14 protein-coding genes are annotated in these 16,877 nt (G+C 58.7%); 2 read left to right on the forward strand and 12 right to left on the reverse strand.

What is annotated here, in order from left to right; all coding sequences use genetic code 11:
• Nucleotides 1–6: 6 nt before the first annotated feature.
• From nuoH to lrhA, 8 genes are all read right to left on the reverse strand, one after another.
• A complete protein-coding gene (nuoH, locus tag ACMGG9_RS16195; RefSeq protein ID WP_033643858.1) occupies nt 7–984 on the reverse strand; it encodes an NADH-quinone oxidoreductase subunit NuoH in 978 nt (325 codons plus the stop codon).
• Nucleotides 981–3,719, reverse strand: a complete 2,739-nt coding sequence (gene nuoG / locus ACMGG9_RS16200; RefSeq protein ID WP_049234003.1) for an NADH-quinone oxidoreductase subunit NuoG — start codon at nt 3,717–3,719, stop codon at nt 981–983. The genes nuoH and nuoG overlap by 4 nt, the downstream gene beginning before the upstream one ends.
• A gap of 76 nt (nt 3,720–3,795) precedes the next feature.
• Nucleotides 3,796–5,142: an NADH-quinone oxidoreductase subunit NuoF gene (nuoF, locus tag ACMGG9_RS16205; protein ID WP_015378579.1), complete on the reverse strand. Its 1,347-nt coding sequence runs from the start codon at nt 5,140–5,142 to the stop codon at nt 3,796–3,798.
• On the reverse strand, nt 5,139–5,690 hold the full coding sequence (gene nuoE / locus ACMGG9_RS16210) for an NADH-quinone oxidoreductase subunit NuoE (protein ID WP_033651941.1): 552 nt from the start codon (nt 5,688–5,690) through the stop codon (nt 5,139–5,141). Before nuoE ends, nuoF begins: the two co-directional genes overlap by 4 nt.
• A gap of 2 nt (nt 5,691–5,692) precedes the next feature.
• Nucleotides 5,693–7,489, reverse strand: a complete 1,797-nt coding sequence (gene nuoC / locus ACMGG9_RS16215; protein ID WP_033651942.1) for an NADH-quinone oxidoreductase subunit C/D — start codon at nt 7,487–7,489, stop codon at nt 5,693–5,695.
• 96 nt (nt 7,490–7,585) lie between these two features.
• On the reverse strand, nt 7,586–8,260 hold the full coding sequence (locus ACMGG9_RS16220; protein WP_004936039.1) for a NuoB/complex I 20 kDa subunit family protein: 675 nt from the start codon (nt 8,258–8,260) through the stop codon (nt 7,586–7,588).
• A gap of 15 nt (nt 8,261–8,275) precedes the next feature.
• The gene (gene nuoA, locus ACMGG9_RS16225; RefSeq protein ID WP_004936040.1) at nt 8,276–8,713 is read right to left on the reverse strand and encodes an NADH-quinone oxidoreductase subunit NuoA; all 438 of its coding nucleotides are present in this window, start codon (nt 8,711–8,713) and stop codon (nt 8,276–8,278) included.
• A gap of 707 nt (nt 8,714–9,420) precedes the next feature.
• Entirely contained in the window at nt 9,421–10,365 is a 945-nt protein-coding gene (gene lrhA, locus ACMGG9_RS16230) for a transcriptional regulator LrhA (RefSeq protein WP_033643860.1), read from the reverse strand.
• Between the two features lie 856 nt (nt 10,366–11,221).
• On the opposite strand from lrhA, the gene ACMGG9_RS16235 reads away from it, so the two are divergent.
• Both ACMGG9_RS16235 and yfbR read left to right on the forward strand, forming a co-directional pair.
• On the forward strand, nt 11,222–12,436 hold the full coding sequence (locus tag ACMGG9_RS16235) for a pyridoxal phosphate-dependent aminotransferase (protein ID WP_019453720.1): 1,215 nt from the start codon (nt 11,222–11,224) through the stop codon (nt 12,434–12,436).
• A gap of 107 nt (nt 12,437–12,543) precedes the next feature.
• A complete protein-coding gene (yfbR, locus tag ACMGG9_RS16240; RefSeq protein WP_015378582.1) occupies nt 12,544–13,143 on the forward strand; it encodes a 5'-deoxynucleotidase in 600 nt (199 codons plus the stop codon).
• A gap of 27 nt (nt 13,144–13,170) precedes the next feature.
• Here the strand turns inward: yfbR and ACMGG9_RS16245 are convergent, their stop codons facing one another.
• The 4 genes from ACMGG9_RS16245 to yfbV form a co-directional block, all read right to left on the reverse strand.
• A complete protein-coding gene (locus ACMGG9_RS16245; protein ID WP_033643862.1) occupies nt 13,171–15,003 on the reverse strand; it encodes an SLC13 family permease in 1,833 nt (610 codons plus the stop codon).
• 97 nt (nt 15,004–15,100) lie between these two features.
• Complete coding sequence (locus tag ACMGG9_RS16250; RefSeq protein ID WP_033643863.1) at nt 15,101–15,757, reverse strand: sugar phosphatase; 657 nt, start codon at nt 15,755–15,757, stop codon at nt 15,101–15,103.
• Between the two features lie 17 nt (nt 15,758–15,774).
• Nucleotides 15,775–16,269: a YfbU family protein gene (locus tag ACMGG9_RS16255; protein ID WP_033643864.1), complete on the reverse strand. Its 495-nt coding sequence runs from the start codon at nt 16,267–16,269 to the stop codon at nt 15,775–15,777.
• 140 nt (nt 16,270–16,409) lie between these two features.
• Nucleotides 16,410–16,865, reverse strand: a complete 456-nt coding sequence (yfbV, locus tag ACMGG9_RS16260; protein ID WP_004936061.1) for a terminus macrodomain insulation protein YfbV — start codon at nt 16,863–16,865, stop codon at nt 16,410–16,412.
• Nucleotides 16,866–16,877 lie beyond the last annotated feature (12 nt).

The following is a 16,877-nucleotide window of genomic DNA, read 5'->3' on the forward strand; positions in this document are numbered from 1 at the left end:
CACCCCTTATTGAGCGTTGTACAAAATGACCGCGGCGGTTGCCAGCAGGTTCAGCAGCGTCAGCGGCAGGCACACTTTCCAGCCGAAAGACATCACCTGGTCATAACGCGGACGCGGCAGCGCGGCGCGGATCAGGATGAACATCATCATGAAGAAGGCCGTTTTCAACGCGAACCAGATGAATGGCGGCAGGAACGGACCCTGCCAGCCGCCGAAGAACAACGTCACAATCAGGGCGGACACGGTGACGATACCGATGTATTCCCCCACGAAGAACAGACCGAACTTCATGCCGGAATATTCGATGTGGTAACCGTCAGCCAGTTCCTGTTCGGCTTCCGGCTGGTCAAACGGGTGACGGTGACACACCGCCACGCCGGCGATCGCGAAGGTCACGAAGCCGAAGAACTGCGGAATGACGTTCCAGACGTGCGCCTGCGATTCAACGATAGCCTGCATGTTGAACGAACCCGCCTGCATCACCACGCCCATCAGCGACAGGCCGATGAACACTTCGTAGCTCAGGGTTTGCGCGGAGGCACGCATCGCGCCCAACAGCGAGTATTTGTTGTTGCTCGACCAGCCGGCGAACAGCACGGCGTACACCGCCAGGCCGGCCATCATCAGGAAGAACAGAATACCGATGTTGAGATCGGACACCGCCCAGGTCGGGCTGACCGGTACGATGGCAAATGCCAGCAACAGGGAAGTAAAGGCGATCATCGGCGCCAGGGTGAAGATCACCCGGTCGGAGAATCTCGGCACCCAGTCTTCCTTGAAGAACATTTTGATCATGTCGGCGACCAGCTGCAGCGAGCCGCCCCAGCCTACGCGGTTCGGTCCGTAACGGTTCTGGAACAGGCCGAGCAGGCGGCGTTCGCCGAAGCTCATGAACGCCCCGCACGCCACGACCACCAACAGGATCACGACCGCTTTAAGAACGGCGATCAGAATGTCGATCACCTCAGGGGTAAACCAGCTCATCGTGCCGCCTCCCGCAGATTGTCTACCTTAGCACCCACCAGAATCGGCGGGATCCCTGGCAAGCCGAGCGGCAAACCAACCTGGCCCTGGGTCAGGGTTTCACTCAGACGCACCGGCAGACGCAAGGTCTGGCCCGCACAGCTGAACTCCACCAGGCTGCCCGCGTTGACGCCAAGCGTCGCCGCGTCGGCCGGGTTGACCATCACGTAGGCTTCCGGCATGCGCTGCTGGATCACGTGAGAGCGCTGCGACATTTCATCGCTGCCGAACAGGTGGTAGTAAGGCGCGACACGCCAGCCGTCGTTCGGATTGAAGGCGGCTGGCACGCGGTCGAAGTAACCGAGGCTGCCCTCCCCCGCTTCGATCAGGCGCACGCCCGGATCGCCGTGGCGCAGTTTGCCGCCCACTTCAGCCTGGAACTTGTTCCATGCCTGCGGTGAGTTCCAGCCTGGCGCCCAGGCGAACGGGATCTGCTGACGATCGGCCAGCGGGCTGTTGTTCCCTTCCATCGAGAAGGCGAACATGGTGTCTTTATCCTGCGGCTGACGCGGCTCGTGCACGCTGATGTTGGCGCGCATGGCGGTACGGCCGCTGGAACGGTGCGGCGAACGCGCCAGCTTCTGACCGCGAATGCGGAAAGTCGCGTCCGGCGCGGCATCGACGATGCCCTGCAGCTGCGGCAACGCGGCGACGCAAGCGGCGATCACGTCATCGAGCTGAGTCCAGTCCACATGGCGGCTGGTGTAGGTGGAGTGCAGCGAGTGCATCCAGCGCCAGCTTTCCAGCATCACGGTGAACTGATTCTTCTTGGCGTCGTCGTAGTAAGCCGGATCGTATACCTGGAAGAAGCGCTGCGCGCGGCCTTCCTGGTTGATCAGCGTACCGTCGCTCTCGGCAAAGCTGGCCGAGGAGAGGATCAGATTGGCTTTGTCCATGATCGCGGTGCGCTGGTGATCGGCGACGATCAGGTTGTTGACCTTGGCCAACGCTGCGTCCACCTGCGCCGCCGGCGCATGACGATAGAGATCGTTTTCCATCACGATGGCGGTATCGGCTGCGCCGCTCGCCAGCTGTTCCAGCGCCTGATCGAGCGAACCGCCGCCGATCATCGCCAGGCCCATGCTGTTGGCGGCGCCCGCCACGAAGGTGATGCCGACGTCGGAACCGCGGCCCTTCAACGCTTTGGCGATGTTGGCCGCCGCTTCGATGATGGCTTCGCTGCCGGCGTTGCTGCCGGTAATGATCAGCGGTTTGCGTGCGCCGGTCAGCGCCTGCACGATGATGTCGACTTTCTTGTTCAGGCCTTCGGCCAGATCGTTCACCGCCGGCGCTGCGCTATCCAGCGCGTGCGCGATGGCGAAGCCGAAGCGCGCCTGCTCGTCTACCGGCGCGCGGTAGTTCCAGGCGGCGATGTCGTCCAGGCGGGTGTTGTCGACGTTGGTGGTGAACAGCGGGTACTTGGCGTGCTGGCCGATGTTCTGCACCGCCGCGATCTGCCAGTCGGCAACGCGCTGCGCCGCCGCCATCGCGCGGGCTTTACCCTTGACGGCCTGACGCACGGACAGCGCGATGCGCGCGCCGGTTTGCGTCAGGTCTTCGCCCAGCACCAGCACCGCGTCGTAATCTTCGATCTCACGCAGCGCCGGCGTATGAACGCCGCCGTTCTTCAGCACGTTCAGCATCAGCGCCAGGCGTGATTGCTCCGCCTGAGCGATACCGGTGTAGTAGTTCTCGGCGCCGACCAGCTCGCGCAGTGCGAAGTTGCTTTCCAGGCTGGCGCGCGGGGAGCCGATGCCGATGGTTTTCTTCGCCTGACGCAGGATGTCCGCCGCGCCCTGCATCGCCTGCTCGGCATTCAGGGTGATCCAGTCGTCGCCGCGCAGCTGCTGCGGTTGACGCGGACGATCTTTCTGGTTGACGTAGCCGTAACCGAAACGGCCGCGGTCGCACAGGAAGTAGTGGTTCACGCTGCCGTTGTAACGGTTTTCGATACGGCGCAGCTCGCCATAGCGCTCGCCCGGGCTGGTGTTACAGCCGATGCTGCACTGCTGGCAAATGCTCGGCGCGAACTGCATGTCCCATTTACGGTTGTAGCGTTCGGAATGCGTTTTGTCGGTGAAGACGCCGGTCGGACACACTTCCACCAGGTTGCCGGAGAACTCGCTTTCCAGCGTGCCGCTTTCCGGGCGACCGAAGTAGACGTTGTCGTGCGCGCCGTACACGCCGAAGTCGGTGCCGTCCGCATAGTCTTTGTAGTAACGCACGCAGCGGTAGCAGGCGATGCAGCGGTTCATCTCGTGCGAGATAAACGGCCCCAGCTCCTGGTTGTTGTGGGTGCGCTTGGTGAAGCGGTAGCGACGGAAGCTGTGGCCGGTCATTACCGTCATATCCTGCAGGTGACAGTTACCGCCTTCCTCACAAACCGGGCAATCGTGCGGGTGGTTGGTCATCAACCACTCGACCACGCTTTCACGGAACTGCTTCGCTTCGCCGTCATCGATGGAGATGAAGGTGCCATCGGATGCCGGGGTCATACAGGACATCACCAAACGGCCGCGCGTATCTTCCGCGTTTTGGTATTGCTTTACCGCACATTGGCGGCAAGCGCCGACGCTTCCCAGCGCCGGATGCCAGCAAAAGTAAGGAATATCAAGGCCGAGGGAGAGACAAGCCTGCAGCAGGTTGTCCGCTCCGTCTACCTCATACTCTTTGCCGTCTACATGAATCGTAGCCATAGTCAGCATGCTTCCAAGTGGCCTGCCTTGCGGCAGGCGTTAATCAAAAATTCTGGCCGTGTTCGGGCGAGTCGGCTTACCAGCGTTGCTTCAGCAGATTGTTCGGCTGAATGCCGCCAATCGCATGCGCGTTGCCGAAGTGCTGCACGGCGATACCCGCCTCGAACTCTTCACGGAAATATTTAATCGCGCTTTGCAGTGGCTCTACGGCACCTGGCGCGTGGGCGCAGAAGGTTTTGCCCGGGCCGAGGGAACGGCACAGCTGTTCGAGGGTTTCGATATCCCCCGGCTGCCCTTCGCCGTTTTCCAACGCACGCAGGATCTTCACGCTCCACGGCAGGCCATCTCGGCAAGGCGTACACCAGCCGCAGGACTCGCGGGCGAAGAACTCTTCCAGGTTACGCACCAGCGGCACCATGCCGATCTCGTGGTCTACCGCCATCGCCAACGCGGTGCCGAGACGGCTGCCGGCTTTGCCGATCGCGCCGTATTCCATCGGCAGATCGAGGTGATCGGCGGTCAGGAAGTCGGTGCCCGCGCCGCCCGGCTGCCAGGCTTTGAAACGCAGACCGTCGCGCATGCCGCCGGCGTAATCTTCCAGGATTTCACGCGCGGTGGTGCCGAACGGCAGCTCCCAGACGCCCGGATTTTTCACCCGGCCGGAGAAGCCCATCAGCTTGGTGCCTTTGTCTTCACTGCCGGAGATGCCGGTGTACCACTCCACGCCGTTCGCCAAAATGGCCGGCACGTTGCACAGCGTTTCGACGTTATTGACGCAGGTCGGCTTGCCCCAGACGCCGGCGCTGGCCGGGAATGGCGGCTTGGAGCGCGGGTTGGCGCGGCGGCCTTCCAGCGAGTTGATCAGCGCGGTTTCTTCGCCGCAGATGTAACGGCCGGCGCCGGTGTGGACGATCAGCTCGAAATCAAACCCGGTGCCGAGAATGTTCTTGCCCAGATAGCCGGCTTCGGTGGCTTCCGCGATGGCGCGACGCAGGTGCGCCGCCGCTTCGATGTACTCGCCGCGCAGGAAGATGTACCCGCGATAGGCTTTCAGCGCGAACGCGGAGATCAGCATGCCTTCCACCAGCAGGTGCGGCAGCTGCTCCATCAGCAGGCGGTCTTTATAGGTGCCCGGCTCCATCTCATCGGCGTTACACAGCAGGTAACGGATGTTCATGGATTCGTCCTTCGGCATCAGGCTCCACTTCAAACCGGTGGAGAAGCCCGCGCCGCCGCGGCCCTTCAGCCCAGAATCTTTCACCAGGCCGACGATCTCGTCCGGGGCCAGGCCTTTGAGGGCCTTCTCTGCGCCGGCATAGCCGTTTTTGCTGCGGTATTCGTCCAGCCACAGCGGCTGCTTGTCATCACGCAGACGCCAGGTCAGCGGATGCGTTTCGGGAGTGCGTACAATGTGCTTGGTCATTGATACTGCTCCAGTAGCGTCTCGATATCTTCAGGCTTCAGCTGACTGTGCGTGTCGTCATCAATCATCATGGTCGGCCCTTTATCGCAGTTGCCCAGACAGCAGGTCGGCAGCAGCGTGAAGCGGCCATCAAAGGTGGTTTGACCCGGTTTGATGTTCAGCTTCTTCTCGATAGCGGCCTGAATGCCCTGGTAACCGGTGATGTGACAAACAACGCTGTCACAATAACGGATCACGTGACGTCCTACTGGCTGACGGAAAATCTGGCTGTAGAACGTGGCCACGCCTTCTACGTCGCTGGCGGGGATGCCCAGCACTTCCGCGATGGCGTAAATCGCACCGTCCGGAACCCAGCCGCGCTGCTTCTGCACAATTTTCAGTGCTTCGATGGAAGCGGCGCGCGGATCCTCGTAATGGTGCTTTTCGTGCTCGATCGCATCACGTTCTTCCGCGCTCAGTACAAATGCATCAACGCCGCTCTGAGGAGCGGCTGCATTGATGGGCTCGAGCGCATCGTTGACTGCGTGATTGTCTTTTTGAGAGTCCATAGTTAGCGGTCCACATCTGACATTACAAAATCGATACTACCCAGATAGACGATCAGGTCGGAAACCAGGCTGCCTCGGATGACCGATGGGATCTGCTGCAGGTGCGCAAAGCTCGGCGTACGTACCCGGGTGCGGTAGCTCATGGTGCTGCCGTCGCTGGTCAGGTAGTAGCTGTTGATCCCTTTGGTGGCTTCAATCATCTGGAATGATTCGTTGGCTGGCATCACCGGGCCCCAGGAAACCTGCAGGAAGTGGGTGATCAGCGTTTCAATGTGCTGCAGCGTGCGCTCTTTCGGCGGCGGCGTGGTCAGCGGGTGATCGGCCTTGAACGGGCCTTCCGGCATATTGTTCAAGCACTGTTCGAGGATGCGCAGGCTCTGGCGCAGCTCTTCCACCTTCAGCATCACGCGGGTGTAGCAATCGCTGTTGCCGTCGCCGACCGGCACTTCGAAGTCGAAGTTCTCGTAGCCGGAGTACGGGCGCCATTTACGCACGTCGAACTCGACGCCGGTGGCGCGCAGACCGGCACCGGTCACGCCCCATTCCAGCGCTTCTTTGGCGTTGTAAGACGCGACGCCGATGGAACGGCCTTTCAGAATGCTGTTCTTCAGCGCCGCTTTCACGTAGGAATCCAGACGCTTCGGCATCCATTCGAGGAATTCACGCAGCAGGCGATCCCAGCCGCGCGGCAGATCGTGCGCGACGCCGCCGATGCGGAACCAGGCCGGGTGCATACGGAAGCCGGTGATCGCTTCCACCAGATCGTAGATCTTCTGGCGGTCGGTAAAGGCGAAGAACACCGGGGTCATCGCGCCGACGTCCTGAATGAAGGTGGAGATGTACAGCAGGTGGCTGTTGATGCGGAACAGTTCGGACAGCATCACGCGAATGGTGTCAACGCGCTCCGGCACCTTAATGCCGGCCAGCTTTTCAACCGCCAGCACGTAAGGCATTTCGTTCACGCAGCCGCCGAGGTATTCGATGCGGTCGGTGTACGGAATGTAGCTGTGCCAGGATTGACGCTCGCCCATCTTCTCGGCGCCGCGGTGGTGATAACCGATATCCGGCACGCAGTCGACGATCTCTTCGCCGTCCAGCTGCAGAATGATGCGGAACGCACCGTGCGCAGACGGGTGGTTCGGGCCGAGGTTGAGGAACATGAAGTCTTCGTTCTCGGTGCCGCGCTTCATGCCCCAGTCTTCCGGCTTGAAGGTCAGCGCTTCCATCTCCAGATCTTCTTTCTGCTTGGTCAACACGAAAGGATCGAATTCGGTGGCGCGCGCCGGGTAGTCCTTGCGCAGCGGGTGCCCTTCCCAGGTCTGCGGCATCATGATGCGCGACAGGTGCGGGTGGCCGTCGAAGGTGATGCCGAACATTTCCCAGGTCTCGCGCTCATACCAGTTGGCGTTTGGGAACACCTTGGTGGCCGTCGGCACGTGCAGGTCTTTTTCAGACAGCGCCACCTTCAGCATGATGTCGCGGTTGCGCTCGATGGAAATCAGATGGTAGAAAACGGAGAAATCCGCAGCGGGCAGGCCGTCGCGGTGGGTGCGAAGACGTTCGTCCACGCCATGCAGATCGAACAGCATGACATACGGCTTCGGCTGTTTTCTCAGGAACGTCATTACTTCCAGTAACTGGTCAGGTTTAACCCATACCACGGGCATGCCGGTGCGGGTGGCCTGAACAGTAAAGGCTTCCGGCCCAAAACGGTTGCGCAGTTCGCCGATCACCGGGTCGTCAAGGTGATCTCGGGTCTGCCAGGCAGGCAAGGCGTCGTGCGTCGTCAAATCTGTCATAATTTTTTTTCACCACACTAAAGGGTTATTCGCCGCAAGTTTCACTTTTCGCTGTGTTAACCAATAGCGCACTAAGATGGACGTTAAATGAACGTCTTAAATCTCGTCAGGCGTCCGGAGGTTGGTCACCGCGATGCGCTCGCCGTGTTTACGCTCTCTTTCAGACTGCATATTGGCGCGGTAAACGCCCTGATCGCCGACAACCCACGACAGTGGGCGACGTTCTTTGCCGATGGATTCCTGCAGCAGCATCAGCGCTTGCATGTAGGCTTCCGGACGCGGTGGGCAGCCGGGAATGTACACGTCGACCGGCAGGAACTTGTCCACGCCCTGCACCACGGAATAGATGTCGTACATGCCGCCGGAGTTGGCGCAAGCGCCCATCGAGATCACCCACTTGGGCTCCAGCATCTGCTCGTACAGGCGTTGGATAACCGGGGCCATCTTGGTGAAGCAGGTGCCGGCCACCACCATCAGGTCAGCCTGACGCGGGGAGGCGCGCAACACTTCCGCACCGAAACGCGCCACGTCGTGAACGGCGGTAAACGACGTCACCATCTCCACGTAACAGCACGAAAGGCCGAAGTTATACGGCCAAATAGAGTTTTTACGCCCCCAGTTCACCATGTCATGCAGCGCATGCTCGAGTTTACCCATGTAAACCGTGCGGTGGACCTGTTGTTCCAGGGGATCGGCGACGATCTCCTGTTTTTGCAGGGGATAACGGTCGTTCTCACCGTTCGGGTCTATGCGGGTGAGCGTATAGTCCATCTTAATGCCTCGCTGTTACTGCGGATGACTGTTGGTGTTAGTGATCGTGCTCGGTTTGCTGCGGCGTTGGGAACGCGCCGGAGTCCAATCCAACGCGCCGATGCGCACCAGATAAACCAGACCGGCCAATAGCACCAAAATGAAAATGGCGGCTTCGATAAAGCCTACCCAGCCGCTCTCGCGAATCGAGACCGACCAGGCATACAGGTATAAGGCTTCAACGTCGAAAATAACGAAGAACATGGCCACCAGGTAGAACTTGGCGGACAAACGCATGCGCGCCGTGCCGACCGAGTCGATGCCTGATTCAAACGGGGTGTGTTTGGCGCGCGCCCGGGCTCTCCCGCCCAAGAAGAACGCGCCCAGCAGCATTAAGCCGCAGAGCCCGATAGCCACAACGAGAAATACGGCGAGCGCCCAGTGATGAGCGATAACTTCAGTGGTTGTTGACATACTCTATGCTTACTCATCAAAAGTGGCGTCGATCGCACTGCTCTTGTCACCGGCAGTTAGTGCGCCACATCGATTTAAGGGAAGGATAAATAACCACACAAACAAACTGCTTTTACAGCGAGTTAGGCAGCGTTTTTCTGTGGGCTTTTTACTCCTTTCTATAACCTTTTGTCAACTTTGACAAAAGTATCTACACACTAGTTTACATACGTATCATTTGATTAACATTTGATGCGCCAGGGACAGGCTAAATCGTGTCAGTTAATTTTTGTGTAGAAACAGATAGATATAAACCAACATGCACATTTCAGTTTTACTATACCATTGTCTCAGGAATTCCCTGTTCTTCCACTCACTACCTAGGGGTATTTTTTTGATCCAGGACACGTTTTCAGCATAAATCCTCAAAAAAAGTGTGGCCCTTTAACAATTTTCCTCAAATTGAGCCGCAAAAACGGCCGCTATAAGCTAACAAAATAACCCTGCTATTACCATGCCTTTAACCCATTCAATCTTATTGCTCAAAAAACGAACTTAGCGTATTAAACCCGGCCAAACTCTCTTTTCAGTAACGCTTAAAAGTCAACAAAACAGCCAACTCAATTTAAAAAACAAACCAAATGCATATAAATACAATTTTAGGTAAAAAAAGGACAAAAAAAACCTCCGCCGAAGCAGAGGTTTTCATCAGATATCGCGCCGCAGCGTTATTCTTCTTCGTCCACCAGGCTGGCGTCATCCTGATCGCTCTGGAGACCGCCTTCCGCGCCGTTGAAGCCATAGCCGTCATTGCCGCCCTGCATCGCGCTGAAGATGGCCATCGCCAGCTCGTTGCTGCACTGCGCGTTTTTGCACAGCGCATACTGGGTATCCGGCAACGGCGGCAAACCTTCCGCCGCGCCCAGCACCCGCAGGTCAGGGCTCATCATCTCGATCGGCCGCGCGGTCACGCCCAGGCCGGCCTTGCAAGCCGCCCGCACCGCGGACAGCGTGGAAGCGACGTAGGCGATGCGCCACGGGATGCCGGCTTCGTCCAACTGCTTGATCGCCAGCGAACGGAACGGGCTTGGCTCGTCCATCACCACCAGCGGGATCGGCTCGCCGGCCTGGTAATGGTAATCGGCGGCGCAGTACCACAACGTCGGCGACGTGCGCAGCACGATGTGCGGATGCCCTTCGGGATCGGCCGTGGTCACCGCCAGATCGATCTCGCCCTCTTCCAGCAGATCGACCATCGTCGTGCTGCGCTTCACGCGCACGTCAATAGCCAGCTTCGGATAGATGGCGGTTACGCGGTTCAGCAGGAAAGGCAGAATGGTATCGGCGGTGTCGTCGGAAGCGCCGATGGTCAGAACACCTTTAATATTGTTGTACATCAGAGAGGTACAGGCTTCATCGTTAAAGCGCAGGATTTTTCTGGCATAACCGAGAAGCTGAATACCATGCTCAGTCAGAAGTTTGTTGCGCCCATGGCGGGCAAACAGTTCTTTGCCGACCAGTTGCTCTAATCGCTGCATTTGTTGGCTGACGGCTGATTGAGTACGGCAAACGGCGACAGCCGCCGCTGCGAAAGTATTCAAATCAGCAACCGCAACAAAGGTTCTTAGCAGATCGAGGTCGAGATTAAGTATCGGACGATTTGCAGTTGTCATAGTGTATTCTTCACTTTTTTAAATTCTAATTTACGAACTACTACCCTGGTGTGTTTCTCAGACGCCGTTGAAAAAGGACGGAGCCTGTTATGACAGTACCCCACTCATAAGTGGAGGGCAAAAAAATTACTTATGATTCGTTACCTCTATCGCTTTTTGAAATGCGATCTATCGATGCTGCTTATAGAACGCGGGGGACTAAATGCCGGCATACGGGGAAAACCCCCACCGGGCCTGAGATTTTACTCATTCATACTGCCTAATTTCCACTCCATTCGTGCTACTGATAACCCTTATCAACTGGCGTTCAGACTGCATTTACGAGCAAGAAATATAAATAATTAACGGCACCGACTTCGTATCACCACGCAATGAATTTAATAAATTCAATCAGTAAGATTTTTACTTTAAATAATATTCTCATAACCACATAAACAATGCTTAAGATAAAATATAAAGTAAAGCTTATGTAAATATGCCATTTTTCTTAGTGTGGTGTGTCATCTGACAACCCGCTATCAGACAACTCCGGTATTATCGTTCCTTTACAGTTACTGAAAACCATTCTCCCTTATGGCTTATCAGTTCTCCACACCCAAGCGCTGACGCCAGCGCGTCGCGTTGAACGACGCTCGATTTCACAGAACAAAACCCTAGTAAAATTATAGTTCATGAAATTATGAACCACAAAATAACTTTACCTTTGCTTATCATAACTAAAATCCCCCGTTACGACATGCATTTGCACCAAAGGCGTGCAAAACCCTTCAAAAGCAACTACGCCAGGAGTACATTGGGCGGGTTGCGGCGTCCCACGGTAGGAGCGCCCCTATCCCAGCAAAAGGCTCAACTTTTTATGTCCCCCATTGAGAAATCCAGCAAACTGGACAACGTCTGCTATGACATTCGCGGCCCGGTGCTTAAAGAAGCTAAACGTCTTGAAGAAGAAGGCAATAAAGTCCTGAAACTGAACATCGGCAACCCTGCCCCGTTCGGCTTCGACGCCCCGGACGAAATCCTGGTCGACGTGATCCGCAATCTGCCCACGGCGCAAGGCTACTCCGATTCCAAAGGCCTCTTCTCGGCGCGTAAAGCGATCATGCAGCACTATCAGGCGCGCAACATGCGTGACGTGACCGTTGAGGATATCTACATTGGCAACGGCGTCTCCGAGCTGATCGTTCAGTCCATGCAGGCGCTGCTCAACAGCGGCGACGAAATGCTGGTGCCGGCGCCGGACTATCCGCTGTGGACCGCCGCAGTGTCGCTGTCCGGCGGCAAGGCCGTACATTACCTGTGCGATGAGCAGGCCGGCTGGTTCCCGGATCTGGACGACATCATCAGCAAGATCACCCCGCGCACCCGCGGCATCGTGATCATCAACCCGAACAACCCGACCGGTGCGGTCTACAGCAAAGCGCTGCTTGAGCAGATCGTCGAGATCGCCCGTCAACACAACCTGATCATCTTCGCCGACGAGATCTACGACAAGATCCTGTACGACGAAGCAGAGCACCACTCTATCGCCGCGCTGGCGCCGGATCTGCTGACCGTGACCTTCAACGGCCTGTCGAAGACCTACCGCGTGGCGGGCTTCCGCCAGGGCTGGATGGTACTGAACGGGCCGAAAAAGCACGCCAAAGGTTATATCGAAGGGCTGGAGATGCTGGCTTCGATGCGCCTGTGCGCCAACGTGCCGATGCAGCACGCGATTCAGACCGCGCTGGGCGGTTATCAGAGCATCAGCGAATTCATTCAGCCCGGCGGCCGCCTGTACGAACAGCGCAACCGCACCTGGGAATTGCTCAACGACATCCCGGGTGTCTCTTGCGTGAAGCCGCAGGGCGCGTTGTACATGTTCCCGCGCATCGATGCCAAACGCTTCAACATCCATGACGACCAGAAGCTGGTGCTGGATCTGTTGCTGCAGGAAAAAGTGCTGCTGGTGCAGGGCTCCGCGTTCAACTGGCCTTACCCCGATCACGTGCGCATCGTCACCCTGCCGCGCGTAGACGAACTGGAAATGGCGGTCGGCAAGCTGGGCCGCTTCCTGGAAGGCTATCACCAATAATCATCAGGGGCGCAGCGCCTCGCTGCGCCCTTCCCTCACAGCCCGGTTGCAAAATTCGCCGACACTGCTTCACAATGGGGCCCTCACTTGCCGTTAAAGAGAGCACCATGAGTCAGAGCCATTTCTTCGCCCATCTGTCCCGCCTGAAACTGATCAACCGCTGGCCGCTGATGCGCAACGTGCGCACCGAGAACGTCTCCGAACACAGTCTGCAGGTGGCCTTTGTCGCCCACGCGTTGGCGGTGATCAAGAACCGCAAATTCAACGGCAACCTCAACGCCGACCGCGTTGCGCTGTTGGCGATGTACCATGACGCCAGCGAAGTGATCACCGGCGACATGCCGACGCCGATCAAATACTACAATCCGCAGATCGCCCATGAGTACAAGAAGATCGAAAAGATCGCCCAGCAAAAGCTGCTGGACATGATCCCGGCGGAGCTGCGCAACGATTTTCGCACCATTCTCGATGAGCATTATTACAGCGAAGATGAAAAGCAGGTGGTGAAGCAGGCTGACGCGCTGTGCGCCTACCTGAAATGCCTGGAAGAGCTGTCTGCCGGCAACAACGAATTCACCCTGGCCAAGGCGAGGCTGGATAAAACCCTGGAACAGCGCCGCAGCCCGGAGATGGACTACTTCATGGAAGTGTTCATTCCCAGCTTCAGCCTGTCGCTGGACGAAATCAGCCTCGACAGTTCGCTGTAACCCCGCCGGCGCAGCCTCGCTGCGCCGTTAAAAACCGTAGAGCCACGGCACCACAATCACGCTGACCGCCATCACCAGCAGGGTGAACGGCACGCCGAGACGCACGAAATCGCCGAACTTGTAATTGCCCGGCCCCAGCACCAGCGTGTTGACCGGTGAAGAGACCGGCGTCATAAAGGCGGCGGACGCGGCGATGGCGATAATCATCGCGAACGGGTATGGCGATACCCCCATTTCGCGCGCGGCGGCGATGGCGATCGGCGCCATCAGCACCGCCGTCGCGGTGTTGGAAATAAACAGCCCGATGGTCGCGCACAAGACGAACAGGCACAGCAGCATCACGCGCGGCCCCGCGCCGCCGGCGACATCCATCAGCCCACTGACGATCAGACTGACCCCGCCGGTCTTTTGCAGCGCCTGCGCGAACGGCATCATGCCGACGATCAAAATGATGCTCGGCCAATGGATCGATTTATAAGCGCTCTCCATGTCGATACAGCGGAATTTGCCCATCAGCAAACAGGCGATCAGCGCCGCGATCGGGTTGGGGATTTCGTCGGTCAGCATCATCGCCACCATCAACGCCAGGCAAAACAGCGCGTGCGGCGCCTGCGTGATGGCCGGCGCCACTTCGTCCACTTCGGCCGGCAAGTTGAGCACGATAAAGTCATGGGTTTTGGCCTGCAGTTGACGGATCGCCTTCCAGTCGCCGATCACCAGCAAAATGTCGCCCAGCTCCAGCGGCTCGTCCACCAGTTTGCCGCCGAGCGTCTCGCCGTGGCGGCGGATGCCCACCACGTTCAGATCGTAGCGGCTGCGGAACGCCGCTTCGCGCAGGCTTTTGCCCAGCAGCGCCGAGTCAGGGATCAGCGAGACCTCCGCCATGCCGACGTTGCGCGACTGTTCCGAGAAGTAATCGCCGCGCAGCACCATCGGCTCCAGCCGCTGTTCGCCGCAGAATTCGCGCAGATCGATCTGGCTGTCCGACATGTCGATCAAGAGAACGTCACCCTCGCGCAGCTCGGTGCTGCCGGAGGCGCTGACCATCACCCGCCGAAAGCGTTTCCAGCGTTCGATGCCCACCACGTTGGCGCCGTAGCGCGCACGCAGGTGCAGTTCATCCAGCGAACGCCCAATCAGCGGCGAAGCGCTGCGGACAGCCAGCCGCCGCGCGCGGCCGGTCAGTCTGTAATCGCGGATCAGATCGCGGAAGGTGCGGCGCTGCCAGCCGTCGCCGGCTTTGCCCGTGTCACCGCTGCCCAGCCAACGCCGGGCGATCAGCATGTAGCCGACCCCCAGCGCCAGCACCACCAGGCCGATCGGCGTCACGCTGAAGAAACCGAAACCATGGATGCCTTCGCGCACCAGCTCGCTGTTGACCACCATATTGGGTGGCGTGGCCACCAACGTCATCATGCCGCTGATAAGCCCGGCAAAGCTGAGCGGCATCATCAGCCGCCCCGGCGCGATCTTCATTCTGGCCGTCACGCTGAGCACCACCGGGATAAAGATCGCCACCACGCCGGTCGAGCTCATAAATGCCCCCAGCCCGGCGACCGTCACCATCAGCAGCATCAACATTTTGGTTTCGCTGCTGCCGGCCACTTTCACCAACCAGTCGCCCACCTGATAGGCCACCCCGGTGCGTACCAACCCTTCGCCGATCACGAACAGCGCGGCGATCAGAATCACGTTGGGATCGCTGAACCCGACCGTCGCCTCCTGCAGGCTGAGCGTGCCGCTCAGCACGAAGGCGATGATCACCAACAGCGCCACCACGTCCATGCGCAGCTTGTTGGTGGTAAACAGCACGATGGCAATCAGCAGTAAACTCAGCACCCACAGTAATTCGCTGTTCAAAACGGCCTCATCCGGCAAATGTCCAAGGGCTTAAAAAATAGCATAAAAAAACCCCGCAAAGGCGGGGTCTAATCAATTAGGGTGAAGATAATGCCACTCAGGCCAGTAGGCGAACGATCGCGCCCTGCGCCGTTTTATCAACGGCGATCTGCGCCAGCGAATCCAGCCGCAGGTCAACCTGCTCCAGCTTCGGCGCGTCGGCCGGGGCGTTGACCGCAATCACCTGGCAGCCCGCCGCCAGCCCCGAAAGAATGCCGGCCGGCGCGTCTTCAACCACCACGCACTCGTGCGGCGCCAGCCCCAGACGTTCGGCGCCCAGCAGGTAGGCATCGGGCTGAGGCTTGCCGTGTTTAACCTGCTCGGCGGTGATGAACACCGCCGGCTGCGGCAAACCGCCGGCCTGGCGGCGAGCGCCGGCTACCGGCACCGAACCGGAGGTGACGATCGCCCAAGGGATGCCGAGCGCGTTCAGGCGCTCCAACAACGCGATGGCGCCCGGCAGCGCGCGAACGCCTTCGGTATCCTGCGCTTCCACCTGCTCCAGCAGTTGGAACTCGCGCTGAATTTCCGCTTCGCTTTCACCCGGCATAAAGTGGCGCAGAGAAGTAATGGCCTGTTTACCGTGAATGAAGTCCAGCACCGCTTGCGGATCGACGCCGCGACGCTCGGCCCAGTGCGTCCAGGCGCGCTCTACCGCCGGCAGCGAATCCACCAGGGTGCCATCAAGATCGAACAGAAAACCCTTACACTCCACAGAAAACCTCTTTTTAATCAAGCATTGATGATTTGCGCTATCTCAACGGCGCTCAAGTGATACTGGCGCGGGCAGGCCAGCCAGATCGCCAGCATACGCTGGTATTTTTCCCACATTTTGGTCTGGGCGTTGAAACCGTGGCTGCCGGAATCGAAGTGAGTATAGCGCCCCTCGGTGTTGACCAGGAAACGCACATAGCTCAGGTAGCGCGCCTCGGTGGCGGCGTCGAAGCCGAGAAACGCCAGGCGGCGCTCGTCCAGCCCCTGCTTCTCTTTCAGATTGCCCCAGGAAACCTGCAGCGCATGGTGCATCTCCATCACGTTGATGATGGTGCGGCATACCTCTTCGCTCAGTTCACCAAAGTCACGATCCAGCTCGCGCATTTGCAAGCCGAAGCCGCGTTCGACGATGGTTTGCAACCGGCGATAACGATCGCTGTTGTCCGGATCGAGTAGCGTCATCATCTTGTACTGATTCGACAGGATCAGGCGCTGGGCATGGGTCATTTCCATCAGGATTTCCTCATTTCTGTATGATGGCGGGAGCATCGCACAGCGCAAGAACGCAGGAAATCACAACTCGACCGTTCTTTGATTTAAACCGGGGTTATTGGCGCTTTCACGAGAAAGGCCGCATCAGCGCGGCCTTTTCATTACAGATCGTCGAGGAAGGTTTTATCCAACTGCTTGAAGGCGCGCTTAAGCAGATCGGCCAGCGTCTGATAGGTGGGCGTGCCCTCGAGCGGCGCCACCGCCTGCCCGGCTTCCGTCAGCTTGTTGCGCACCTCATGGAACCATTGCAGCAGCGTCGGCGGCAGCGGCGTAACAGAACGGCGCCCCAGCCACCACAAGCCCTGCATCGGCAGGCTGCAGGCGAACAGCGCGGTGGCGATCGCCGGGCCGAGCTGGCCGCCCAGCGCGATCTGCCAGGTCAGCGTGAAAATCGCCAACGGCGGCATGAAACGGATAGCGAAACGGGTGGCACGCGCAACGCGGTTCTCCGGAAAGACCGGTGCCAGACGTTTGTCTGACGGCCAGGTTTTCATATAATGCTGCCCGCGCTGGAAGACCTGAAACCAGCTTACGGAACCGGACGGTTTGCTCGTCATTGCGTACCTCAA

Source organism: Serratia sp. BNK-10 (assembly GCF_047456065.1).
Classification (GTDB): domain Bacteria; phylum Pseudomonadota; class Gammaproteobacteria; order Enterobacterales; family Enterobacteriaceae; genus Serratia; species Serratia ureilytica.

Excerpts from the sequence above, each read along its gene's own strand:
- nuoH (WP_033643858.1), bottom strand. The coding sequence starts at position 984 with ATGAGCTGGTTTACCCCTGAGGTGATCGACATTCTGATCGCCGTTCTT.
- nuoG (WP_049234003.1), bottom strand. The coding sequence starts at position 3,719 with ATGGCTACGATTCATGTAGACGGCAAAGAGTATGAGGTAGACGGAGCG.
- nuoF (WP_015378579.1), bottom strand. The coding sequence starts at position 5,142 with ATGACCAAGCACATTGTACGCACTCCCGAAACGCATCCGCTGACCTGG.
- nuoE (WP_033651941.1), bottom strand. The coding sequence starts at position 5,690 with ATGGACTCTCAAAAAGACAATCACGCAGTCAACGATGCGCTCGAGCCC.
- nuoC (WP_033651942.1), bottom strand. The coding sequence starts at position 7,489 with ATGACAGATTTGACGACGCACGACGCCTTGCCTGCCTGGCAGACCCGA.
- ACMGG9_RS16220 (WP_004936039.1), bottom strand. The coding sequence starts at position 8,260 with ATGGACTATACGCTCACCCGCATAGACCCGAACGGTGAGAACGACCGT.
- nuoA (WP_004936040.1), bottom strand. The coding sequence starts at position 8,713 with ATGTCAACAACCACTGAAGTTATCGCTCATCACTGGGCGCTCGCCGTA.
- lrhA (WP_033643860.1), bottom strand. The coding sequence starts at position 10,365 with ATGACAACTGCAAATCGTCCGATACTTAATCTCGACCTCGATCTGCTA.
- ACMGG9_RS16235 (WP_019453720.1), top strand. The coding sequence starts at position 11,222 with ATGTCCCCCATTGAGAAATCCAGCAAACTGGACAACGTCTGCTATGAC.
- yfbR (WP_015378582.1), top strand. The coding sequence starts at position 12,544 with ATGAGTCAGAGCCATTTCTTCGCCCATCTGTCCCGCCTGAAACTGATC.
- ACMGG9_RS16255 (WP_033643864.1), bottom strand. The coding sequence starts at position 16,269 with ATGGAAATGACCCATGCCCAGCGCCTGATCCTGTCGAATCAGTACAAG.
- yfbV (WP_004936061.1), bottom strand. The coding sequence starts at position 16,865 with ATGACGAGCAAACCGTCCGGTTCCGTAAGCTGGTTTCAGGTCTTCCAG.